At 65.5% G+C, this 21,539-nt stretch carries 16 protein-coding genes and 1 pseudogene; 8 read left to right on the top strand and 9 right to left on the bottom strand.

Annotated features, from left to right (window positions below; all coding sequences use genetic code 11):
• Positions 1-4 precede the first annotated feature (4 nt).
• Complete coding sequence (locus W5W_RS0108190; RefSeq protein WP_017195061.1) at positions 5-808, bottom strand: MarR family winged helix-turn-helix transcriptional regulator; 804 nt, start codon at positions 806-808, stop codon at positions 5-7.
• Positions 809-984: 176 nt separating this feature from the next.
• On the opposite strand from W5W_RS0108190, the gene W5W_RS0108185 reads away from it, so the two are divergent.
• Positions 985-3,390 (top strand): RecQ family ATP-dependent DNA helicase, encoded by a 2,406-nt coding sequence (locus W5W_RS0108185; protein ID WP_008731532.1) that lies wholly within the window; start codon positions 985-987, stop codon positions 3,388-3,390.
• 22 nt (positions 3,391-3,412) lie between these two features.
• Here the strand turns inward: W5W_RS0108185 and W5W_RS0108180 are convergent, their stop codons facing one another.
• The 7 genes from W5W_RS0108180 to W5W_RS0108150 all read right to left on the bottom strand — a co-directional run bounded on the left by W5W_RS0108180 (position 3,413) and on the right by W5W_RS0108150 (position 12,349).
• A complete protein-coding gene (locus W5W_RS0108180; RefSeq protein WP_017195060.1) occupies positions 3,413-4,936 on the bottom strand; it encodes a hypothetical protein in 1,524 nt (507 codons plus the stop codon).
• A gap of 62 nt (positions 4,937-4,998) precedes the next feature.
• A complete protein-coding gene (locus W5W_RS0108175) occupies positions 4,999-6,939 on the bottom strand; it encodes a DUF2334 domain-containing protein (protein ID WP_029574178.1) in 1,941 nt (646 codons plus the stop codon).
• 367 nt (positions 6,940-7,306) lie between these two features.
• Positions 7,307-8,662, bottom strand: coding sequence for a histidinol dehydrogenase (gene hisD / locus W5W_RS0108170; protein WP_008731605.1), 1,356 nt, complete (start codon positions 8,660-8,662; stop codon positions 7,307-7,309).
• Between the two features lie 65 nt (positions 8,663-8,727).
• Entirely contained in the window at positions 8,728-9,900 is a 1,173-nt protein-coding gene (gene wecB, locus W5W_RS0108165; protein ID WP_008731545.1) for a non-hydrolyzing UDP-N-acetylglucosamine 2-epimerase, read from the bottom strand.
• 33 nt (positions 9,901-9,933) lie between these two features.
• Complete coding sequence (locus W5W_RS0108160; RefSeq protein ID WP_017195058.1) at positions 9,934-10,617, bottom strand: hypothetical protein; 684 nt, start codon at positions 10,615-10,617, stop codon at positions 9,934-9,936.
• A 5-nt stretch (positions 10,618-10,622) separates the two neighbouring features.
• Positions 10,623-12,059, bottom strand: a complete 1,437-nt coding sequence (locus W5W_RS0108155) for a glycosyltransferase family 2 protein (protein ID WP_017195057.1) — start codon at positions 12,057-12,059, stop codon at positions 10,623-10,625.
• Positions 12,056-12,349 (bottom strand): hypothetical protein, encoded by a 294-nt coding sequence (locus W5W_RS0108150; RefSeq protein ID WP_017195056.1) that lies wholly within the window; start codon positions 12,347-12,349, stop codon positions 12,056-12,058. The genes W5W_RS0108155 and W5W_RS0108150 overlap by 4 nt, the downstream gene beginning before the upstream one ends.
• Before the next feature lie 326 nt (positions 12,350-12,675).
• Here W5W_RS0108150 and W5W_RS0108145 point away from each other — a divergent pair, with 326 nt between their 5' ends.
• The 7 genes and pseudogenes from W5W_RS0108145 (at position 12,676) to W5W_RS0108120 (ending at position 19,749) form a co-directional block, all read left to right on the top strand.
• A complete protein-coding gene (locus tag W5W_RS0108145) occupies positions 12,676-13,821 on the top strand; it encodes an ADP-ribosylglycohydrolase family protein (protein WP_017195055.1) in 1,146 nt (381 codons plus the stop codon).
• Between the two features lie 481 nt (positions 13,822-14,302).
• Entirely contained in the window at positions 14,303-15,373 is a 1,071-nt protein-coding gene (locus W5W_RS0108140) for an EpsG family protein (protein WP_008731552.1), read from the top strand.
• Between the two features lie 163 nt (positions 15,374-15,536).
• Complete coding sequence (locus tag W5W_RS0108135; protein ID WP_017195054.1) at positions 15,537-16,823, top strand: lipopolysaccharide biosynthesis protein; 1,287 nt, start codon at positions 15,537-15,539, stop codon at positions 16,821-16,823.
• Complete coding sequence (locus W5W_RS0108130) at positions 16,816-17,733, top strand: WaaS/CpsH family glycosyltransferase (RefSeq protein ID WP_008731603.1); 918 nt, start codon at positions 16,816-16,818, stop codon at positions 17,731-17,733. Before W5W_RS0108135 ends, W5W_RS0108130 begins: the two co-directional genes overlap by 8 nt.
• Positions 17,734-17,782: 49 nt before the next feature.
• A pseudogene (locus W5W_RS16690) lies at positions 17,783-18,289 on the top strand (glycosyltransferase); the annotation flags it as partial.
• A gap of 36 nt (positions 18,290-18,325) precedes the next feature.
• Complete coding sequence (locus tag W5W_RS16685) at positions 18,326-18,880, top strand: glycosyltransferase family 4 protein (RefSeq protein ID WP_232611657.1); 555 nt, start codon at positions 18,326-18,328, stop codon at positions 18,878-18,880.
• On the top strand, positions 18,877-19,749 hold the full coding sequence (locus tag W5W_RS0108120) for a glycosyltransferase (RefSeq protein ID WP_008731598.1): 873 nt from the start codon (positions 18,877-18,879) through the stop codon (positions 19,747-19,749). The genes W5W_RS16685 and W5W_RS0108120 overlap by 4 nt, the downstream gene beginning before the upstream one ends.
• A 152-nt stretch (positions 19,750-19,901) precedes the next feature.
• Here the strand turns inward: W5W_RS0108120 and W5W_RS0108115 are convergent, their stop codons facing one another.
• Entirely contained in the window at positions 19,902-21,374 is a 1,473-nt protein-coding gene (locus W5W_RS0108115) for a sugar transferase (protein ID WP_017195051.1), read from the bottom strand.
• Positions 21,375-21,539 lie beyond the last annotated feature (165 nt).

Raw genomic sequence — 21,539 nt, 5'->3', positions numbered from 1 at the left:
GGATTCAGCACCTCCGGCCTCCGCGGGAGCGACCCGGGAATGCCTCACCCTCAGACGGAGCGGCTCCGCCGCGATGGCGCCGGAATCGTCGCCCCTCAGGCTCCGGGGCGTCATCACCGGGGAAGCCGGGGCCGAAGTCATCGGACCAAGGCCCGCGACGACCGCCGCGTCTGTCATGTCCGCCGGGGCCGCCGTGCCCACTGCGACCACTGCGGCCGCCGCGACCACTGTGCTCACCGCGGCCGCCCCGCCCCCGGCCTCCACCGAAGGGGCCGGACCCGAAGCCCTGCTCGCGCATGCGCATCATGGCTTCGAAGGGCTCGTCACCCATGCGGCGTCGAGCCTCGGCCATCCAGTCGAACAGGTCATCATCGCCGTCGACCCCGAGCTCTGCCTCCAGCGCATTGATGAGCTTATCGAGGAGCCCGACCAGGGTCTCGACCTCCTCGTCGGTCAAGGCGTCGAGGTAGTCGGCGTCCTCCCGACCGATCTCGACGGCTCGGCCGGCCTCGGTCAGGGCAACCATCATGATGCGCCGGTCGGTCTCGGAAGGGGCGCGCTCGATGAGCCCGTCGGCCTGGAGCTTCTTGAGCAGCTCGTTGAGGGACTGCTGGCGGATGTCGAGGAGGTAGGCGAGCTCGCGAGTGGGGATGGGGCTCTGCATCTTCAGGGCGGCGAGCACCCGGCCGCGTCCGCGAGTGGTGTCGGCCAAGGGGCCGGCATGGGCATGGGTGGCGACGTGACGACGACGCATGAGCCGATGAAGGCGGCGTAGCCGCTCGTGAAGTCCTGTACGTGTGGTGTTCATGAGAATCTCCTGGTGTCCAGAGGCACCCAATAGACAGGCACCTGTTGATTTCTGACGCCCCGAAACTACAGGCGCCTTCCAAATAAAGTCAATCATCTCCACACGGTACCTGTATGAAATGGGCCACTTCTTATCGGCGCGCTGAAAGCGTCACAGGCCCGGGTTAGCGTGGTCGCATGAGCCCGCCCGCCGCCGACACTCCCCCTGATGACATCAACGGCATCGACGAAATCGACGACCCCCTCGAGATGTCCTCCGCTTCTCCGCTCCGCGAGCGCGCCGAGGCGGTCCTGCGCGAGCTCGTCGGGCGCAGCGATGCCCACCTGCGGGAGGACCAGTGGCGAGCCATCCGCGCCCTGGTGGTCCAGCGCCGTCGAGCCCTGGTGGTCCAGCGCACCGGTTGGGGGAAGTCTGCCGTCTACTTCGTGGCGACAGTCCTGCTGCGCGAGGGCTGGGGACCCGAGCGGTTCGACTCAGGTGCCGGGGCGCACAGCGCCGAAGGTGCTGCGGGAGGCGCATGGGCACCGCCCACTCCGCCGCCCGCCAGGCAGCCCGGCCCCGCATCCGGACCGACGGTCATCATCTCCCCGCTGCTGGCCCTCATGCGCGACCAGGTCTCAGCCGCCCGCCGCGCGGGCATCAATGCCGTCACCATAAACTCCGCCAACGCCGCGCAGTGGCAGGAGATCGAGGCCCAGGTTCGCGACGGCGCCGTCGACGTCCTACTGGTGTCCCCCGAACGGCTCAACAACCCGGCCTTCCGGGACGAGGTCCTCCCCCACCTGGCCGCTGACGCCGGCCTGGTGGTCATCGACGAAGCGCACTGCATATCGGACTGGGGCCATGATTTCCGTCCCGACTATCGGCGGATCCGCACCCTGCTGGCGGATCTGCCCCCGCGCACGCCGGTCCTGGCCACCACGGCGACGGCCAACGCCCGTGTCACGGCCGACGTCGCCGAGCAGCTCGCCGGTAACGCATCGGAGCCCCCGGACGCACAGGTCCTCGTCATGAGAGGGTCCTTGGAGCGGGACTCCCTTCACCTGGGCGTGCGCCGCCTGCCCGATGCCGCGTCGCGCCTGGCATGGCTGACCGCATATCTTCGCGACGCTCCCGGTTCGGGAATCGTGTACTGCCTGACGGTCTCAGCAGCCGGGGAGGTGAGCGAACGTCTACGCGACGCGGGTGTGAAAGCGGCCGTCTACACCGGGCAGACCGACGCGGCGGAACGGGAGCGCCTTGAGGAGGACCTCAAGGAGAACCGAGTCAAGGCGCTTGTGGCGACCTCGGCCCTGGGCATGGGTTTCGACAAGCCCGACTTGGCATTCGTGGTCCATATGGGGGCGCCGAGCTCACCGGTGTCCTACTACCAGCAGGTCGGACGAGCCGGTCGGGGCGTCGATCGCGCCGAGGTGGTGCTACTGCCGGGAGCCGAGGACCGCTCCATCTGGGACTGGTTCGGTGCTCAGGGATTCCCGCCCGAGCCCGCGGTCCGTGAGGTCCTGGCGGCTCTCGATGACGCCGCCGAGGAGGGCGGGGGATCGTTGAGCACGAATGTGCTGGAGACCGTCACGAGTCTGCGCCGCACACGACTGGAGTCCATGCTCAAGGTCCTGGACGTCGACGGCGCGGTGCGGCGGGTGCGGGGAGGCTGGACGTCCACTGGCCGGCCCTGGGTCTACGATGCCGAGCGGTACGCGCGCGTCGAGGCCGCTCGAGTCCACGAGCAGGAGGCGATGCTCCGCTATGAGTCGCTGGAGGCGCCCGAGTGCCGGATGGCCTTCCTGCGCTCGGCCCTCGACGACCCGACGATGCGCGCAGGCTGGCGCTGCGGGGCGTGCGACCTGTGCGGCGGTCTCACATTGGCCCGAGAGCCGCAGGAGGAGGAATTGAGAGCGGCCCGCGCCTCACTGTCCCAGGTGGGGGTCGCCCTGACACCCCGCCGGCAGTGGCCCACCGGGATGGACAGACTCGGACTGCCCGCTCTACGCGGACGGATCAAGGAGTCCGAGCGCGCCGGAACGGGCATGGCCGTGGGGAGGATGGACGGCCTGGGCGTGGCCGGGGCACTGCGCGAGCTGATCGAGCCGGGCTCTGATGCCGAGGTTCCCAACGCACTGCGGGCCCCGGTACTTCAGGTAGCCGAACGCCTGGCGGCCCTCATTGAGGACACGACGGGAGAGAATGACGAAGATGCCAGAACCATCCCTGCAGACTCGTCCTCACAGCCGGACGGCCTACCGCTGTGCATCGTTCTCATCGAGTCGCGGCGCCGCCCCCGACTCGTGCGCCACATAGGTCGGGCACTCGCCCATCACCTCGCCGCCATGCCCTTGGGAATAATCGGAGTTCGCGGCGATCCGGGCCGTCACGACGTCGGCAGCGCCCACCGGCTCGCCGAGGTGGCGCGCTCCCTGACCCTGGACGAGTGGTCGGATGACGCCCGGGCCCGACTCCACGGGGCGCGGGTGATCCTCGTCGACGACTGGACCAACTCGGGGTGGACGCTCACGGTCGCCGCCTCGATACTGCGGCGGGCCGGGGCGACGGCGGTGCATCCCTTCGTGCTGGCTCAGCGCTGACGCGTGCCCGGCCTCCCCTGGGCTACTGGCCCTGCGAGCCGGTGGCGACATCGCTGAGCACGTCGCCCACAGGGCCTCCCGGCGCCCCGGGCTTCTCATCCTGAAGGTAGTACCACCAGAAGGGGGCGCCCCACGACCTCTCGCGCCCCAGGGCCGCACTGGTCAGATGGCGGGCGGTGGCGGTACGAGCGGAGGCCGTGTCCTGCTGGGAGCCGAACCACCAGGGACCGGAGTCGAGATCCTCAGCACCGTAGCCGAGCTCGGTCAGGGCCACGCGCTGATCTGGAAAGGCCTCGGCGAGGGCGGACAGGACACGGTCAGCCCCCGTGCCCAGTGGATGCAATTGAGGGTAGACGGACAGGCCGAGCACGTCGGTGACATCGAGCAGTTCAGAGGGGAGTTCATTGCGCGCCCACGTCAGAACGGAGTTCTCGGCCGACTCCTGACCGAGTTGGTAGTAGAGGGTCACCACGATGGTGGCGGCCGTCGCCGGATCGTCGCGCACCGCTCGAGCTGCCCGCAGAGTCTTGTCGACAGCGTCATCCCCGAGCCACGATCCGCCCAGCTCGTTGCCGACCTCCCAGGCATCCGCCTCGGGCAGCCCGGCGACCAGCGCCGCCACTCGCTCATCCCAGGCATGGGCATTGAAACTCGTCATCGTCTGGGAGTCGCAGACCTGAACCAGGGCCAGCGCACCGGCGGCGTGCAGAGCCGTGATGGTTTGGCGCCACGCATCCATCTCAGCGGGGTCCGAGGCGTCATCAACAACGATCCTGGCCGCCATCTGCCGCTGTCCGTCGCCGATGCCGACGGCTTGCGAGATCTGAGCAGTATCAGGCGGCTGGGTGAAGGTGACGCCGATGACCGCGTCGGCCGGCGCGAGAGCCTGGCACGCCTCGTCGAGGGCGAGCTGAGCGCCGGCCGCCGCCTCCAGCGCCTCGGCCCCGCGGGCCGCGCGCTGCGCCGGGTCGGAGGCCGCGGAACATGCAGCCAAGGCGGCAGCGGCATCATCCCGCAAAGCCCGCACCTCAGCGGATGCCGCAGAATCGACGGAATCGACGGCGTCGAGTCGTGACTGCTGACGCTCGTGCAGGGCACGGGCGGCGAGCTCGGCCAGGGAGTAGCGACCCGGACCGGGGATGTCCGCCAGGAGGGCGGAGTAGCCGTGGCTGGTTGGCCATGACATCGTCAGCGTCGCAGCACCACCGTCGGGCAGGTCGACTGCGGCGCTGGACTCGTCATCCTCGTACAGGGGCGCGTGGACCAGAACCTCCAAGGTATCGGGGTCCAAGAGCTGGTCGTCCCAGCCGTCCTCCCCCGCGCCGTTGGACTGGATCTCGCGCAGGCCATCGAAATCGAGCAGAGCGCCGGTGGAGTCGACGACGTCGAGGCGCGCGACGCCCGCCTCTTCATCGGAGTCGGGTCTCTCCCCGCCCGTGCAGGCGGCCATGACCGTTGCCACCGTGGCTGTGGCGGCCACAGCCGCGGCGCTGGTCGTCCAGGCCAGGACATGGCGCCTGCTGAGATCGCCCGCATGGTGCGTCATGTCTCCTCCTGCCCGTCCGGGTTGGCGAGCCCGTGCCCTCGCCAACCCGGACGGACGCTCGCTCAACCCATGTCGGTCGCCGGCACAAAGGTGTATCCGGCCCTCTTGATACCGGCGACAGTATCCTTCAATGCATTGATGTCATAGAAGGGGTGGAAGAAGAAGGACGCGTTGGCATGGGTGAGCACCGTATTCGCCTGCGCCGCGGCGACGATGTCCTGCGCGGTGCGAGCCGGATGCTGGCTGTAGGCCTCGGGCTCGTAGTTGCCCAGATTCTCCGGCAGGATGTTCATCCCGTAGGGGTCGCTGACTTTGTAGGGGAAGAACTGCCCGACATAATCGTAGGGACCGCCGCGCTGGCCGGTGAGCGTGCCCGCGTAGAACAGAGAGCGCTCGTAGCGAGTGGAGTAGACCCGCGATATCCCTTGGTACGCATCGTCAGTGGCCGCGTAGTGGGGGGTCTCGAAGATCGTTGGAGTGGGCAGGCCCGCCTGGGCGAAGAGGTCGCGTCCGCGGGCCACTCGGTCGGCGGTCTCATCGGCCGACATGTTCGGCAGTTCTCCACCGATCTGCACGTAGGTCGTCTTCGTGCATGGCACGGGTTCGGCGGTTCGCTCAGGGGCGGCTGTGCACCAGGAGCGGACGAACTCGAAATCGTCTGTGCTCACGGCCGAATACGGGTTGTTGAGCTCTCCGTACTGGTGAGTCGTGCCGTGCTGAACCAGGGTCCCTCCGTTATCAACCGCGTGCTTGAGCACGTCGACGAGCTCAGGCCTGTCGGCCAGCGCGACTGGCCCCTCGGGAGTCCCGTTGTTATCGACACCCAGAGGATTGGTATAGATGGGCACAACGGCCAACTGGAAGGGGACCTGCTCACCGATGAGGTAATCGACCTGGGCGCGCAACTGCTCGGGATCGGTGTCCGGATTGACGTCCTCAATGCGGACGGCCGCGGTGCGCGTAGCAGCCGCCCCTGGTTGGAGAGTGTCGAGAATGATGTCGGCAGCCGCCAGATAACGATCAGATTCGCTCATGTAGGTCATGGGAATCTCACCGATGTAGGTCAGGTTGCCCGACTGCACCGCCCACGGGAAAGTCGTGCCGGACGACTGCGACACGGAGGCGCAGGTCGTCTCCGCACCATCGGCCCCCGAGCAGCGAGCCTGCCCGAGCACGTTGACCGCCGCGGCGTCGGTGATGTGAGGCGAGAGAATCCCAGCGGCGTTCGAGGTGTTGCGGGTCAGATCCTGACCGTTGTAGCTCACCTTCGCCACCGTGTCGGTCGCGTCGATGTAGGACGTCGCAGCATCCCACCCGTAACGGGCGGTGAAGGCGTTCCGATCGGCCTGGGTCGAGGCCAGCTGCCAGATATTGAAGCCCATCCACAGCACGGGCACGTTCCCGGTCAGCACATCGTCACGGAACGCCTGGGGCAACTCACCGTCATAGGTGGATCCGACGTACACCACCGCTGTGTACCGCCCCGCGAGGCCGGCAACATAGTCGTTCACCGGCAGGGTTGTCACGGCCCCGCTGTGAGAGGCGAGCATGCCGGCCTCCAGCGCGTAGTACTCGCCGAGCCTGCCCCATTCGCCCCCGGTGTCGAACACGACCAGGGTATTGGCCGGGCCGTTGGCCTGGCTGGAGAAGCTGCGGGCACTAGCGGGCGCCTCGGGCGCCTGTGCAGCGAGGTCCCGCGGCTGTGCGGGGGCGCCGGCTTGATCGGCAGGCTCATTGAGGTTCACCTGCGCGTCCGGATCGAGAGCGAGAGGCAGGGCCTCCTGCTTAGCGGCGTCGGGAGCCGGCACTCCGACAGCGGCCGCATCGGCGACATCGCCGGCGAGATCTGCGGGTGCCGCCGCCGGCGCCGGCTCGGCGACGACGGGCACGGCTGCAGGCATCGCGCGTGCGCCCGGCACCGCCAGGGCGAGAGCCGCAATGCACATCGCCAGCATGGGGAACTTGCGTCGAGTCCATGATCTGTCAGGGAAAGGAAGGGACATGGTGTACCTCCATCAGGGTTCGCTATCAGTTGTGAAGGATCCTGCACTCCGATGTCAGCTCGTCCTCTTCATGAGTTGCTGCGTCCCAGGTGCCGGCACAGTGGCCGGACGATCGAGAAACGTGTGCGTTCAGAGACTGCGCATACAGGGACAAACAGCCTTAGAAGTGAACGTCAATACACCCAAGGTCACGATCCGATAACGACGCTATCATGCACGACATCTCTTGTATGTGTCACAGCGCACACATAGCTGACTCACAATGAAATCGGGCAACGCGGCGAGCACACTTCTGGGCCGGCGTCCGCAACGGATCTACCGGCCTCCCAACAGGAGAGAATCCAATAATTCAGCTCATACGGCTCATTCAGTCCTGACGAGCTCGAGCAGCCTCAGCGTGTGCCGGCAGGTCTTCGCAGTCCGCCAGGGCTGCGAGCGGTTCACTCAGCGCCTTCAGCGCCGCGGCGTCATAGTGGACGAGTTGGACTGCCTTGAGATAGGCCATCACACTCAACCCCGAACTGAAGCGCGCCGTGCCACCAGTGGGCAGCACATGGTTGGAGCCCGCCAGATAGTCCCCCAACGGCACGGGGCTGTAGGGGCCGACGAAGATCGCCCCAGCACTGCGGATGCGACGCGCGACCTCAGGCGCACGAGCCGTATGGATCTCCAGGTGCTCGGCCGCATAGGCGTCGGCGACGGCGATGCCCTGCTCGAGGTCGCGCACCAGGACGATCCCGGACTGCTTCCCGCTCAGGGCGGTACCGGCCCGCTCGGCATGCTTGGTCTGCCCCAGACGGCGCACCAGCGCCGCATCGACGGCGTCGGCCAGGACCGGAGAATCCGTGATCAGCACACTCCCGGCATTCGGATCGTGCTCGGCCTGGGAAAGCAGATCGGCGGCCGCATACTCGGGGTCCGCGCCCTCGTCGGCGAGGATGGCGATCTCAGTGGGCCCGGCCTCCGCATCTATACCGACCACACCGCGCACAGCTCGTTTTGCTGCCGCCACATAGATATTTCCGGGTCCTGTCACGACGTCGACTGGCTCGCACAGCATGCCTCCGGAACCTGCTGCCCCCGCGAGATCGGCTCGATCAACAGCCTCATCCGCCTGGATGCCATAGGCCAGCATGGCGATCGCCTGGGCCCCTCCGGCCGCGTAGACCTCCGTGACCTCCAGCAGAGCGCACGCCGCCAGGATCGTGGGGTGGGGCAGACCATGGTGAGCGGCCTGCGGCGGAGAGGCGAGCGCGATCTGCTCAACACCGGCGACCTGCGCGGCCACCGCGTTCATGACGACCGAGCTCGGGTAGACCGCGAGCCCTCCGGGGACATACAACCCGACTCGGCGCACCGGGATCCACCGCTGCGTGATCCGTCCTCCCGGGACGACCTCGGTCACGGCCTCGGCGGGGAGCTGGGCGGCATGACCGGCGCGGTTGTGCGCAATGCACAGCTCGAGGCCCTCACGCACCGCCGGGTCAAGGTCGGCCAGAGCCGCCTTGATGGCCGCTGCGGGTACGCGCAGATGCTCCGGACGCACGGCGTCGAAGCGCTCAGCAGCATCACGCACAGCAGCAGCGCCTCGAACCCGCACATCCTCGATGACGGGCGTCACCGCGGCCAGGGCGGTGGCGACGTCCAGGCGGGCGCGAGGCAGGGCCTCGGCGAGCTCGCGGGCGGACAGATCCTGGTCACGCAGGTCGATTCGAGTCAGCACACGGACATGCTAGCCGGAGCGAACGGGCCCGCCTGTCGTCCGTCCGCGCGCAGTTGCAGGGGAGCTCAGCGACCGGCCGGATCGAAATCGGGCAGACGCTCGCCACGGCCGAAGGCCGCCGCCAGCGCGGCCAGGATACGGGCAGCGGCTCGGCCGTCGCCATACGGATTGGCCGCCCTGGCCATGGCGCCGTAGGCCTCCGCATCGTCCAAGAGACGGGAGACCTCCGTCACGATCCGTTCCTCGTCGGTGCCCACAAGACGAGCGACTCCGAAAGCGATCGCCTCGGGGCGCTCAGTGTTCTCACGCATGACCAGGACCGGTTTGGACAGGGCGGGCGCCTCCTCCTGAACGCCGCCGGAATCGGTGAGCACGACGTCCGCCCGATTCATGAGGGTGCAGAACTGGCCGTACTCGAGGGGCTCCGTGATCACGACGTTGTCACAGCCGGCGATATTCGGCAGGAGCGCCTCGCGCACACGCGGGTTGCGATGAGCCGGCAGGACGAAGAGGGTGTCCGGGTGACTCTGCGCCAGACGCGCGATGGCACGCCCTATGCGCTCCATCGGCTCGCCCCACGACTCCCGCCGGTGCGCAGTGACCAGGACGACCCGTCGGTCCGGTTCGGACAGCGCCTCCGCCAGCGCCGGATCACTCGGCGGCACCGGTCGGGTGACCGCATCGAGAAGGGCGTCGATCACCGTGTTGCCAGTGACCAGGATTGTGGTCGGATCGAAAGCCTCCCGCAGAAGATTGTCCCGACTGCGCCCGGTCGGGCACAAGTGCAGCGAGGTGATCTGGCCGAGCAGGCGTCGATTGGCCTCCTCCGGGAAGGGCGAGGCGATGGAGCCGGTGCGCAGGCCGGCCTCGACGTGCGCGACGGGCACCTCGTGGTAGAACGCGGCCAGCCCTGCTGCGAAAGCGGAGGTGGTGTCCCCCTGGGCGAGGATGACATCGGGCGAAAGCGCCTCGATCTGCTCCCCCACGCCCGTGAGCGTCCTCGTGGTCACCTGAGTCAGGGACTGTCCGGGAGCATGGATGTCGAGATCAACATCGGGAGTGATGCCGAAGAAGTCGTTGACCTGATCAAGCATCTCGCGGTGCTGGCCGGTCACCACGACAATAGGCCGGAATCGATCATCGTCTCTCATTGCCCTCACGAGGGGCGCCATCTTAATGGCCTCGGGACGAGTGCCGTAGATGAGCATGGCGGTCAGAGACGTGTCAGGCGCAGTCATGGGATCATCTCTTCTTGTAGTCGGTTGTTACTCTCAGTTGGGCACGGGCCCGGACTCCACCGCGACCGGGCCGACGGTGATGGTGGCATCCTCTGTGTAGGCCGCAACGGCCCCGGACGGGTACGGACTCTCGCGATCGGTGACGGTCGCGAGTTCAGCCCCGCCCACACTCACCGTCATGGTCACGGCATCCTCTGCAGTGGTGATCGTCACCGTGATGTCGAAGGCGCTGCCGATCGGGAAGGTGGGAGAGTCCCCCGAGGCGAGAAAGCGCTGAGCCCCGGGGTAAGCCGGATCCTCCTTGCTGATCTCCCAGCCGTTGGGTTTGAGGACGACCGCGTAGAAGTGCTGGTCATCCGTGTAGTTCCACAAGAACCAGGCGACCTCCCAGGGATTGGGATCATCCCCTGTGCGCAGCTGGGTGTCGGTGCGCATAGTGGCCGAGATCGTCTGCGTGGCGTTCTCCTCGATATTGACGCCGTCAACCGTCGCAAGAGCGGCGTGCGTCTCGTCGGAGCTGGTGGATGTCTTCGGACTCAGACGCACGGTCCCCCGGGTGCAGGAGACCTTTCCATACCCGTGGTGGACCGTCGTCCACTCGCAGCGATCAGTCATGGCGTAGACAACAGTGGCGACGGCTCCACTCAGAACGAGCGCGCCAACAAGAACCGCGATGACGATGCGTCGTCGAGTCAGACGGAGTACCCACTTGCTCACCCCTCTCATCCGGCCGCCTTCACGACTGCCGTCCGCCACGCCGGAACCAGGGTGTCGACCGGGCCGGGCAGAGGCTGCGCCCCCGGCAGAGCCGGAACGGATCCCGGCACGCCGGCCGCGGCCCCAGGCAGAGCGGACAGCACAGCGGGCTGCTCCTCCTCCGACTCGGTCTCGCGCGCCGTCTTGGCCCAACCGGTGCGGCCGGTGACCTGTCGAGCCAGTGCTCGCCAGCCTATGAGGCAGGGCATGAGCCCATAGAGGACGAACAGGTGCGAATATACGAAGGTGCGCAGCAGACCCAGCCCCTCGCTGCGCTCAACGCGCCAGTACAGCAACCCGAAGATGAGGCCCGGGCCGAACGCCAGAAGGTAGGCGCTCAGAACCCAGAGCCAGGACTGAGGCACACCGCGCACTGCGGCGACGATCGTCAGAGCGAGAGCGGACAGGAACGAGGCGGCCAGGAAGGATCCCGCCAGGAGCACCGAGGGCGTGAGGATCTGCCACAAGGAGTCCGCCCGGGACAGTCCGCGCTGCTCACGCGCGACTTTCCCCAGGAGGTGAGCAGATTGGAGATTGCCCTGAAACCATCGGGTGCGCTGACGCAGCAGGCGACGGCTATTGGTCACGCCCTGCTGATGAACAGCAGCCCTGCCCCAGTACTCATTGGTCCAGCCGGCGCCGTTGAGGCGCACTCCCAGATCGAAGTCCTCGGTGAGCGAGCGCGTCCACGGCTTGCGCCCCAGGGCGTTGAGCGCGGACAGGCGGGCGAACTGGGCGTTCCCGCCCATCCCGACACTGCCCAGATGCCTGCGCCCCTCTTGGAAGACAGAGGTGAATACGACGAACTCCATGTCCTGCATGCGGGCCAGCAGCGAGTTGAAGCGGTTGTTGATCCGCACCCCCATCTGCACGGCGCCGACCTCCGCCGAGGCGAACGCCCGGCGCGCTTCGGCGATCGCATGGGGGTCCAGGCGACCATCGGCATCGACCACGCCGATGATGATCGAGTTCGGATCGAAGCCGGAGAAGCGCTGACGGACGACGGCGAGGGCGTTGTTGAGGGCCTCACCCTTGCCCTTGCGGGCGTTGGGCAGAATGCGTCGCAGTACTTCGGCCCGAGGATCCCCGATCGACTCGACGACATCACCGGTTCCGTCATCGCTGCCGTCATCGACGACCATGACATGCAGCCCGGGATCGTTGATGTCGAGCAGGCGCTGCACAGAGGCGGCGATGACCTCGGCCTCGTTGAGGCACGGCATGAGAACGATTATGTGCATACCGGGATCGAAGGCGACTTGCTGTTCGTCGGCTGAGCGACGGGGCCGGCGTCGGGAGATGACGAGGAGGGTCAGGGCGTAGACGAGAGCCACGATGACCATTCCCAATGCACCGAACCAGGCGATGCGATCGATCAGATCGATCAGGAAGAGGGTGTTCATGATTTCCCCGCAGTCAGGTGGTGAGGGCCGGCGCCCAGGAAGCGCCGCTGATCGTAGGAAGCGGCTCCGCGAAGGGGCCGGGGCCGTGCATGGCGCGGCCGGTAGGCAGCACCGCGCAGAGGGCGCGCGCGGTAGATGACGCCGTAGAGGTTCAACCCGATGAAGAGCAGGATGATGACCACGAAAGCCACCCCAGCGGCGTCCAGAAGCAGCCGGGGGATCAGATCGAGGTGCTGTTGGGCGGAGCCTGACAGCACGCGTCCTGCGTCGATGAATTCAGGGATATACATGTTGTTGCCAATCGGCACTCGGTGATAAACGGAGAGCGGCGCGCCAAGTTAGGACGCCGTGACTCTCGCACAGGGACGCCAGGCCGTATTCAGAACAGCCGGACGCCATACATCTTCATGCTAACTGGAAGCATGCGTCAAATGTAACGAAAAGGTCACGCCAGCTCCATGGGTTAGCTCACAGGCGATGTTCAGCTGCTCAGCAGGGGACTCCGACCAGCCGAGCGGTCAGGGCCCCGCTGAGCCGCAGTTGAGCACGGTTGAGCACGGTTGGGCGCAGTAGTGAAGTAGTGAACAGCAGTGAGACTGAGACGTAGGCTGCCGGCATGACCACAGGAACTACAGGTGCTCTCGCGGCGCTGTCCCCCTCTCAGCTCGACCGCGCCGAAGGCGTCCTCCTGGTTCAGGCCTGCGGCGACGCACTCGGCGTGCCCTGGGAACTCGGACACTCCCCCACTGACTCCGGCTGCGGAGCCGAGGCGAGCGAGGGCTTCATGCAAGGCGGAGGACTGGGCCCCTACGCACCCGGAGAGTGGAGCGACGACACCCAGATGTCAGTGATCGTCGCCCGGGTAGCGGCTACCGGTGCGGACTTGACGAGCAGGCCGGCTCTGGACGCCATCGCGGACGGCTTCATCGACTGGTACGCCTCGACGGCCTCCGACATCGGCATTCAGACGCGCGCGATCCTGAAAGCCGTCGCCCATCACCGCGGCGAGCCCGGCGTCTCGGAGAGGATGCGTCAGGCTGCGCTGGACTACCACGAGACCTCGGGCGGACGCAGCGCTGGAAACGGCGCGCTCATGCGCAACGGCATCGTGGGACTGACCCGCCTGCACGACCCGCGCACCACGGCAGCAGCGGCACGCGCCGTGGCTTCGCTCACGCACGCCGATCCCCTGGCGGCCGATTCCTGCGTCATTCAGGCCGAGATGATCCGCGCTAATGTCACCTCACCGGCTTGGGAGAACATGCCCTTCAACGGAGCCAATCCGCTCGCCGCCCTCGCCGCCCTCGGGCAGACGAGTCAGGAACGACGGCGCTACTGGCACGACCTCTTCGACGGCGGCACCTACGACCCCGGGAACTGGAACTGGTCCGGACTCCCTCCCACCGACGGGTTCACCGTGGACGCCCTGGGGAAGGCCTGTCTGTCCTTCATCGCCGCCAATCATGCGGCTCCGAACGCTCGCGTCGCCCTCCGCGCCAGTCGGCCAGAGCTGGCCAGCACATGGATGCGGCTCATTCTGGCCCGGGCAGTGCGTTCCAGCGACGACTCGGACACCGTGGCCGCAATCGCCGGCGCCGTGGCGGGCAGCTACCTCGGCGCCGCCGCGGTCCCGGCCGAATGGGAGGCGAAGATCCATGGACTCCCTGCGGGTAGCGACTCCCAGCCGCGGCGCGCCGCAGACCTGCGATCTCTGGGGCGCAGCACAGCGCTGGCGGGGATCGGGCATCGGGGGAAGGCGTAGGCGCCGGCGCTCACAGTGTGCACGGCGTCTGCAGCATCCACAGAATCCACAGCATCCAGAGCGTCGACGACGACCTGCCCGACGCCCCCGGTCGGGCCGATCGCCGCACAAGCGCAGCCGACGATATACTTCCGAGATGCATTCCGCTGCCCTGACATCACGTCGCCTCTGATCAGGCCCGTCGACGAGCGCCCTGCCATCGCATGCCACCCGCCTGTCACCCACGCGTCACCGCCGTGGCAGCCTGGTGCTCCGTCACCCGCCCCAGAGCCGGCCTTCTAAGCGCGTCCGCGTTCCACCGGAACAACCCTGCGAGAAGGACACATGCCCACCGACTATCAACGTCCGCAGAGCCGGGCGGCATCGCTTCCCGGCGTCGCCCCATCGGCATCGCGCGATGTCGAGGGCCCCGAGCCGGCGCCGCAGGCGGCCGCACCTCCATCCTCCTCCTTGATCGGCCCGCGACCATCCAGAGGAACCAGTGATCATCTATCTCGCGACCATTGTCGCCACGATTCTCCTTCAGCTGTTCCGGGCTGCTCTCGACACCACAGACGGACAGCCGCGCAGGATCTCCATGGTGCAGCGCGGCATCGATTGCGCCTGCATCGTCGTTCTTGCGGCCGCTCCGGGTTTTCGCGCCTGGCATGTGGGAACCGACACGGTGATGTACGTGGCGATGTACAACATCACCATCGACTCCAGCTCATGGAGCAATACCCTGCAACAGGCGATCGTGGAACCGGGATACGCCCTGTGGGAGTTCATCTGGAGGTCTTTCGGCCTGAGCACGCACTGGTTCCTGGCCATCACGGCCCTGGTCACCAACGGCCTGCAGTACGAGGCGATCCGGATGATCTCCCCCAAGATGCTCCCGGCGATCAGCGCCTACGCCGTTTCCGGCCTCTACCTCTTCCAGTTCAACGGCATGAGGCAGGCGATGGCGATATCGATATTCGTCTTCGGCGTGGCACTCATCCTGCGGGGCCACCGTTTCGGATGGGTATTCCTCCTCACAGCCGCCCTCATCCACAGCTCAACCCTGATCGTCCTGCCGGCTTTTATCCTGTCGCGCCGTTTCCAGCAGCGCAATACATTCAATATCCGTATTGTGCTGCTGTCCGGGGGAGTTTTTCTTGCGCTCCTGCTCATCAGCACCGCACTCGCGACCTTCCTGACGGACCTGGTCGGCGACAAGTACGGCTCCTACCTGGACCAGAACATGGGGTCCGGGCGGGGCCGCCTCATCCACCTCGCCCTCATGCTCATGGTCGTCTGGTTCCTCCAGTCCACAGAGCTGCCCAACGAGCTCCGCTGCGCCACCCGCTTCTACTCCCTCGGTCTAGGCGCACAGGTGGTGGGGCTCCAACTCGCCGTTCTCGACAGAGTCACGCTGTACTTCGTGGCGTCTCTGCCGATGTTCATCTGCTTCCTGCTCGCTCATGGATCCCGGGCTCGACATATAGTGCTCTGGCTCGGCATCATCACATACTTCTTCATCAGTCTCACCCACTACGGAGACCTGATTCCTTACGAATGGACCCTGTCATGACGACCGCCTCTCCCTGCAGCGGCCCGCTTTTCCGCCTCTGGAGCGCCCCATTCCTCGACGCCGCACCGGCGCACAGGAGACGCGCGGTGACTCGCTCCCCCCGTAGAGGCAGTAGATGCCCGGGAATGGCGGAGCAGCAGAAGCAGACTCACCGGGTGGAGCGATGAGCTCCAAAGCAGGAGCACGCTCCCTCGTTCTGGCCGGAACCTTCATCGCACCGATATCGCAATGGTTCGTCTTCTGGCTGCTCGCGCGCTACGGAAGCGTTGCGCAATCCGGAGTGTTCGCGGCGCTTCTGGCCTACTCGACCCCATTGTTCATCGCGGCCGGCTGGGGGCTCAGGAACACCCTCATCACCCTGAGGCGGAACTACTCCTTCGCCCTCTATCTGAAACTCCGGATACTTCTTCTGGGTGCGGCGGCTCTCCTGCTTATCGGGATCGGCGCATGGACGCAGGCCGACCCGACGATGCTGTGGGCGGTCCTGGTCATGAAAGTGACCGACGGCATCACCGATCTCCTCTACGGACCTCTGCAACGCCAGCAGGCCCTTGCTCCGTACGGCCTGATCATGATCGCCAACGGCCTTGTCTCCGCACTCATGTCCGTCCTGATGGCGGCGCTGTGCACCAACGCATCCATGATCGTCTTCGGCTCATCAGTGGGATCGACGGTCACGATGATCCTGGCGATCATCGTTCTGAAGCGCCGCCCCGCATCGGAGCCCGCCGCCGGAAGAACATCCGAATCGGCCCGAGCCCTGCTCAGGATCTCCGCTCCCATCGCATTCGCCCAGATGCTGGCCGTCATCATCACGAATATCCCGACCTGGACCGTCGCCGCCCTGGGCGATAACGCCGACGTCGGCCGATTCGCAGCTGCGGCATACATTCTGACGCTCGGATCGCTCCTGGGTTCGTCACTCAACTCGATGTTCATCGGAGAGTACCAATCCATTGCCTCAGATCAAGGATTCCAACCGCTGCTGCACCGCCTCAAACAGACCACTATCCGAATCGGCCTGGTCGGCATTCTGCTCTCGACCCTGGCATTCCTCATCGGGCCATTCCTGCTTGAATCCGTGTACGGCCACAGTTTCACATTCTCGCCCTGGCTCATCGCGGCCCTGACCGCAGCCGCCATTCTCGACCCCGGCACCTACGTGCTCAATGCAGGTCTGCTGGCGCTCAACGAGTACCGTAATCAATTCCTGGTGGTCGCATGGTCACTGACCTTCACAGTGGTATGCATTCTCGTATGCTATTTGGCGAACGCGCCGGCGCTCTGGGCGGGGACGACGGCTGCAGCAACCGCCAATGCCACGAAGATCGCCTTCTCCGCTCTCGCCATCGGTCGATCGAGAAGACACATGGGAGACGCACATCCGACCACGCACTCAAGCCGCACCAACCAATCCCTCATCGGAGGACTGACGCCGCTCGATGACTAGAACGCTCATACTCAACGCAGGTTTCTTCGCAGGAGACGACTACTACAGCAGCCGTCTCATCGACCGCGGCGTTTTCGTCGCGCACTCTCTGAAGCCGCAGCCGCATCTCCTCATGCGGGTAGCCAGACGCATTCACTTCCGGACACGGCTGCCCAAGGAATCTATCTGGTTCGAGCCCTGGGAGCACCTGGTCGACGATGCCGACATCGTACTGATCGAGGGTGCCGATCTCACGATTCCAGCCACCCGGTATATTCGCTCGCGCTGGCCCAAGAAACGCATCATCTGCTGGTACTGGAACCCATCCGGCCCGGGCACCGACCCGGCGAAGCTGCCGTCCGATGTCTGCGAGTCATGGTCGTTCGACCGCCATGACTGCGACCGATTCGGACTCAAGTACAATACGAACTATTCTTTCAGAGAGATCGCCCGTTTCCGCTCCGAGGATGACTACGACTTTCTTTTCGTCGGCACCAACAAGGGGCGAGCCCGCAGCCTGTCTCGACTGGCGGAGAGTCTCAGGGACCATGGATTCAGCTTCTGTTTCCGCGTCACCGGCCTCAGCAAGGAAGAAATATCCTCATACCCCCTCCTAGAGCCGATCAATCCGATTCCATACGAGGAGATTCTCCGGCTGACGGGGAGGTCTCGCGCGATTGTCGAGCTCCCCCAGGCCGGCCAGAACGGGATGTCCCTGCGCCCGATCGAAGCCTTCATGATGGGCAAGAAAATATTAAGCTTCTCCGACGAGATATCGTCAGAGCCCCTCTACGATCCGGGCCGGGTCCTCACCCTCGATCATCTCGATATCGAGAGGATCGAGGATTTCATGCGGGTAGACTCCCCGCCCGCGAGTCAAGAGCTGCTGGAGCACTACGACTTCGATCAGTGGATCCGGAGATTCGGATAATGCGGTCCGGCGCCTCGGCGACGGCCGGATGTGGAGGTGATTTTTTCTCATGAGGGCGACAGTACTGGCCCCCGGCCTGGTCCGGGAGGCCGACGGCACGAAACGACCGCTGAGGATTCTCCATGTCACCGAGTGCTTCGGGGCCGGTGTTGGCAGGGCCGTCAAGCTGAGAGCGCAGGCACTGCCGCAAGCGGAGCACCACCTCCTGTGGACCGGCGAGGAGACGCCGGCGAGTTCCCAGTGGGCATCCACGACCGAGCTCCCGGCATCCGACCTGTCTCGCATCAGGGCGACAACCCTCACAACACGGCAGGTGAATCCAGATATCGTCCATGCGCATTCGAGTTGGGCCGGAGTGTATGCACGGGTCGGCGTATTCGGTCGGCCGGTGGTGTACGAGCCGCACTGCTTCAAGTTCGACGACCCATCCCTTCGACGCCCGGTAAGCGGTGCATTCCGGCTCGCCGAGCGCCTTCTCATGGCCAGGACGGCGGCCATCGGAATCCTGTCCCCCCATGAACGCGCCGTTGTAAGAACGATGTCACGGCGTTTACCGGCTGTCGAGATCCCGAACATACCGACAATGCCGACAATGCCGACACCATCGCCAACACCGCCAGGGCAATCGGACTCCGGGCCGATCGATGTCCGGCGCGTGGCGATGGTGGGAAGGATCGCTCCGCAGAAGGACCCGAAATTCTTCGCCGATGTGGTCGCTGAACTCAGAAAGGACGACGTGCCCCTTGAGGCCGTATGGATCGGCGATGGCGACGGCGACCTGCGTCGGCTACTGACTGAGGCGAGAATCCGTGTGACAGGCTGGTTGAGTCCATCCGGAGTGGAGGAGCTTCTCCGCGGATCCGTCTACGTCCATTCGGCCCGTTACGAGGGGTTTCCATTGAGCATTCTGGACGCAGCCGCCTGCCGGGCCCCGATCGTCGCCCGACGGATCGCCGCCGTGGAGCACACTGACCTTCTCATGTCGTCGACCCCCCGGGGCGTCGCAGCGCTTGTCACCGACATGCTCGGATCCGCCGACGCACTCGCCGACGCCAGAGCCCGGAACACGCCCCTTCTGCGCGCCTACTCTCCGCAGCGGCTCACCGACGCCCTGACCATGCTGTATTCGAAGGCCCTGGCGGCATGATGCAGTCTGCGGACCGTGCCGCCGGCAGGAGTACTGGGCGTACAGGGAGTCTGGGGGGTACTGGGATTACAGACAGAATCTGCCTGGTGATCCCCTACTACGAGGCGGGTGATGACCTTGTCGTGTCTCTGACGAGCGTGAGAATGAGGCGGACCGACTTGATCATCGTCGTCGATGACGGATCGCAACAGCACCCTGCGCGGGACTTCATTCCCCCAAAGGTCGCAGACACGCCGGTCCGGCTTATCGAGTTGGAGAAGAACAGCGGGATCACCGTGGCGCTGCGCACCGGGATTTCAAGCGCACCCGCGGATTTCGCGTTCATCGCGCGTCTCGATTGCGGTGACACCTGCCATCCAGAGCGCTTCTCCACGCAGCGGGACTTCCTCTCCAGGCATCCCGATATCGTCTTGGTGGGCTCGTGGGTGGACTTCGTCTCGCCCGACGGCTCCTTCCTCTACCGGCTGGAGCAACCAGTCGATCCGACTGCGGTTCGCAAGCGCATGCGAGTCAACTGCGCCATCACCCATCCCGCAGCGATCTTCCGCAGAGAGGCTTATGACCATGCCGGCGGCTATCCGACGGCCTACCCGGCGGCCGAGGACTATGCCCTCTTCGCGCAGATGCTCAAGCAGGCAGACGCTGCAAACATCCCGCAATCCCTCGTGCGCTGCCGGACCGGCGACGGCGGCATTTCCGATAAGAAGCGCAGGACGCAGCTGGTTTCCCGTTGCAGGATCCTCCTCAAGCACTTCGACGGGCACCCGATGGCGGTTTACGGGCTTCTCAGGGCCATCGGCCAGATGGCGACGCCGCGGCGCTGGAGTACGTGGGCGCACCGGATCCGCGTGAAGCTCACCGGACAGTAATCACTGACGCTCCCCGATAGTCGCTGACGCTGCCTGACGACCACTGACTACGAGGGCTTACAAAGATTGAGGACCCGTCCGGTGCTGAGCGCTTCTCCGAGGACTGCACGGCCTCGACGTCAGGCGGCACTGAGCGGCTGCATACGACGGGATCAGGCGGAGCCCTCCTGGGCGAGGACGACCTTGACGGTCCTGAGCAGGATGACCAGGTCCATGAGGAATGTCCAGTTCTCCACGTAGAACAAGTCGAAACGGAGTGCTTCTTCCCAGCTCAGCGAGGATCGTCCATTGACCTGCCACAGCCCCGTCATCCCAGGTTTGACCAGCAGCCGACGCGCAGCATTCTCGTCGTACAGCTCAACCTCCTTGGGCACCTGGGGCCTCGGCCCCACCAGGCTCATCGAGCCCTCGAAGACGTTGAACAACTGCGGGAACTCGTCCAATGACGTGCGTCGCAGCCATTGACCGATCCTGGTGATGCGGGGATCTCCGGCCACTTTGAACAGGGGCTTGTCGCCCGCCCCCTGCTGGCTGAGCAGGGTAGTGAGTTCGGCATCGGCGTTCACGCGCATTGTACGGAACTTCCATATTCTGAACTCCCGGCCATTCCTGCCGACCCTGGTCTGACGGAAGAAGGCCGGTCCGCGGTCGTCGCACCAGATGATCGCCGGTATGACGATCCACATCGGGATCAGAAGGACGATCAGCAGAGTGGACACCAGAATATCGATCAGCCTTTTCATGCTCAGCCTCACTCTGCCGAACGTGCCGAACTGGATCTCGTGCAGAGCCATGCCGCCGATTGATCGCAGATGACGGCTCGAAACGGACGCGTCAAGAACAGAGTGGACCACCATGAGCCGGCTCGTGGCTCCCAGAGAGCAGCCGATCCTGCGCAGGGCCCGCGAGGTGAGCCCCGAGGCTGGAGCGACCAGCAAGGCGATCCCGTCCGCCCCGTCCATGGCCTCGTCGATATTCTCAACGCCTCCAATAACGGGGACGGGCAGGTGCGTCTCCTCAAGGCGCGGCGGTTCGTCATCTGAGAGAAAGGCGCCGCAGGGGTTCAGACCGAGCTCGGGACGCCGACTGATGGTCGCAATCACCGCCGAGACTGACCTATATGAGCCGATAACGAACGCAGGCTGCGTGAAGGCGCCCCTTCTTCTAGCCCTCACAAAGTATTGACGCGCGACCCAGCGCCAGGCCAGAAGCAGCGCGACACCGCCGGGAAGGGTGACTAGGAAGTAGGCCCCGGGCAGTTGCGCGTCGGTCAGGAAGGCCAGCACAGTGAGACTCCCGAATTCGACGGCGGACGCCTGAAGCACGCGATGGTACTCGTCGGGCCCATACCCGAGAATACGTTCACGGTACGAACTCATGGCCGTCAGCAGAAACCACCAACTGATGCCAACGGCGATATCAAGCGACATGTCGTTGGGCAGGGCATGGCCGGCATTCGGAGCGATCAGAGCCCCTTCACCATCAAGCCCCACGAGGTGACTGGCCATAATGCCGAAAGAAATGATGATGAAGTCGCCAACGCGGAGCGAGTGCTGAAATCCAGTTATGACGCGGGCGCCGGAGATATTCGATGCGTCATAGGGAGCGGTGTAGGTGCGAGACATGGTCTTTCCAGGGTTAAAAAGGGCGTCGAGGCAGCGCAGAGCGGCGACCTCAGGGAGAGCTGCGGCACTGATGAAGAGGTTCGGCGGTCACGCGCATCGACGTGGCGATCAAGCGCCCGCACCATCTTTCGAGTTTCTTCGTCGCCTTTCCCTGACTCGGCGGAC

It is taken from the genome of Actinomyces massiliensis 4401292, assembly GCF_000269805.1.
GTDB lineage: Bacteria > Actinomycetota > Actinomycetes > Actinomycetales > Actinomycetaceae > Actinomyces > Actinomyces massiliensis.
Note: the sequence above shows the minus strand (reverse complement) of the source record. Positions and strands in the feature narration are given on the sequence as shown.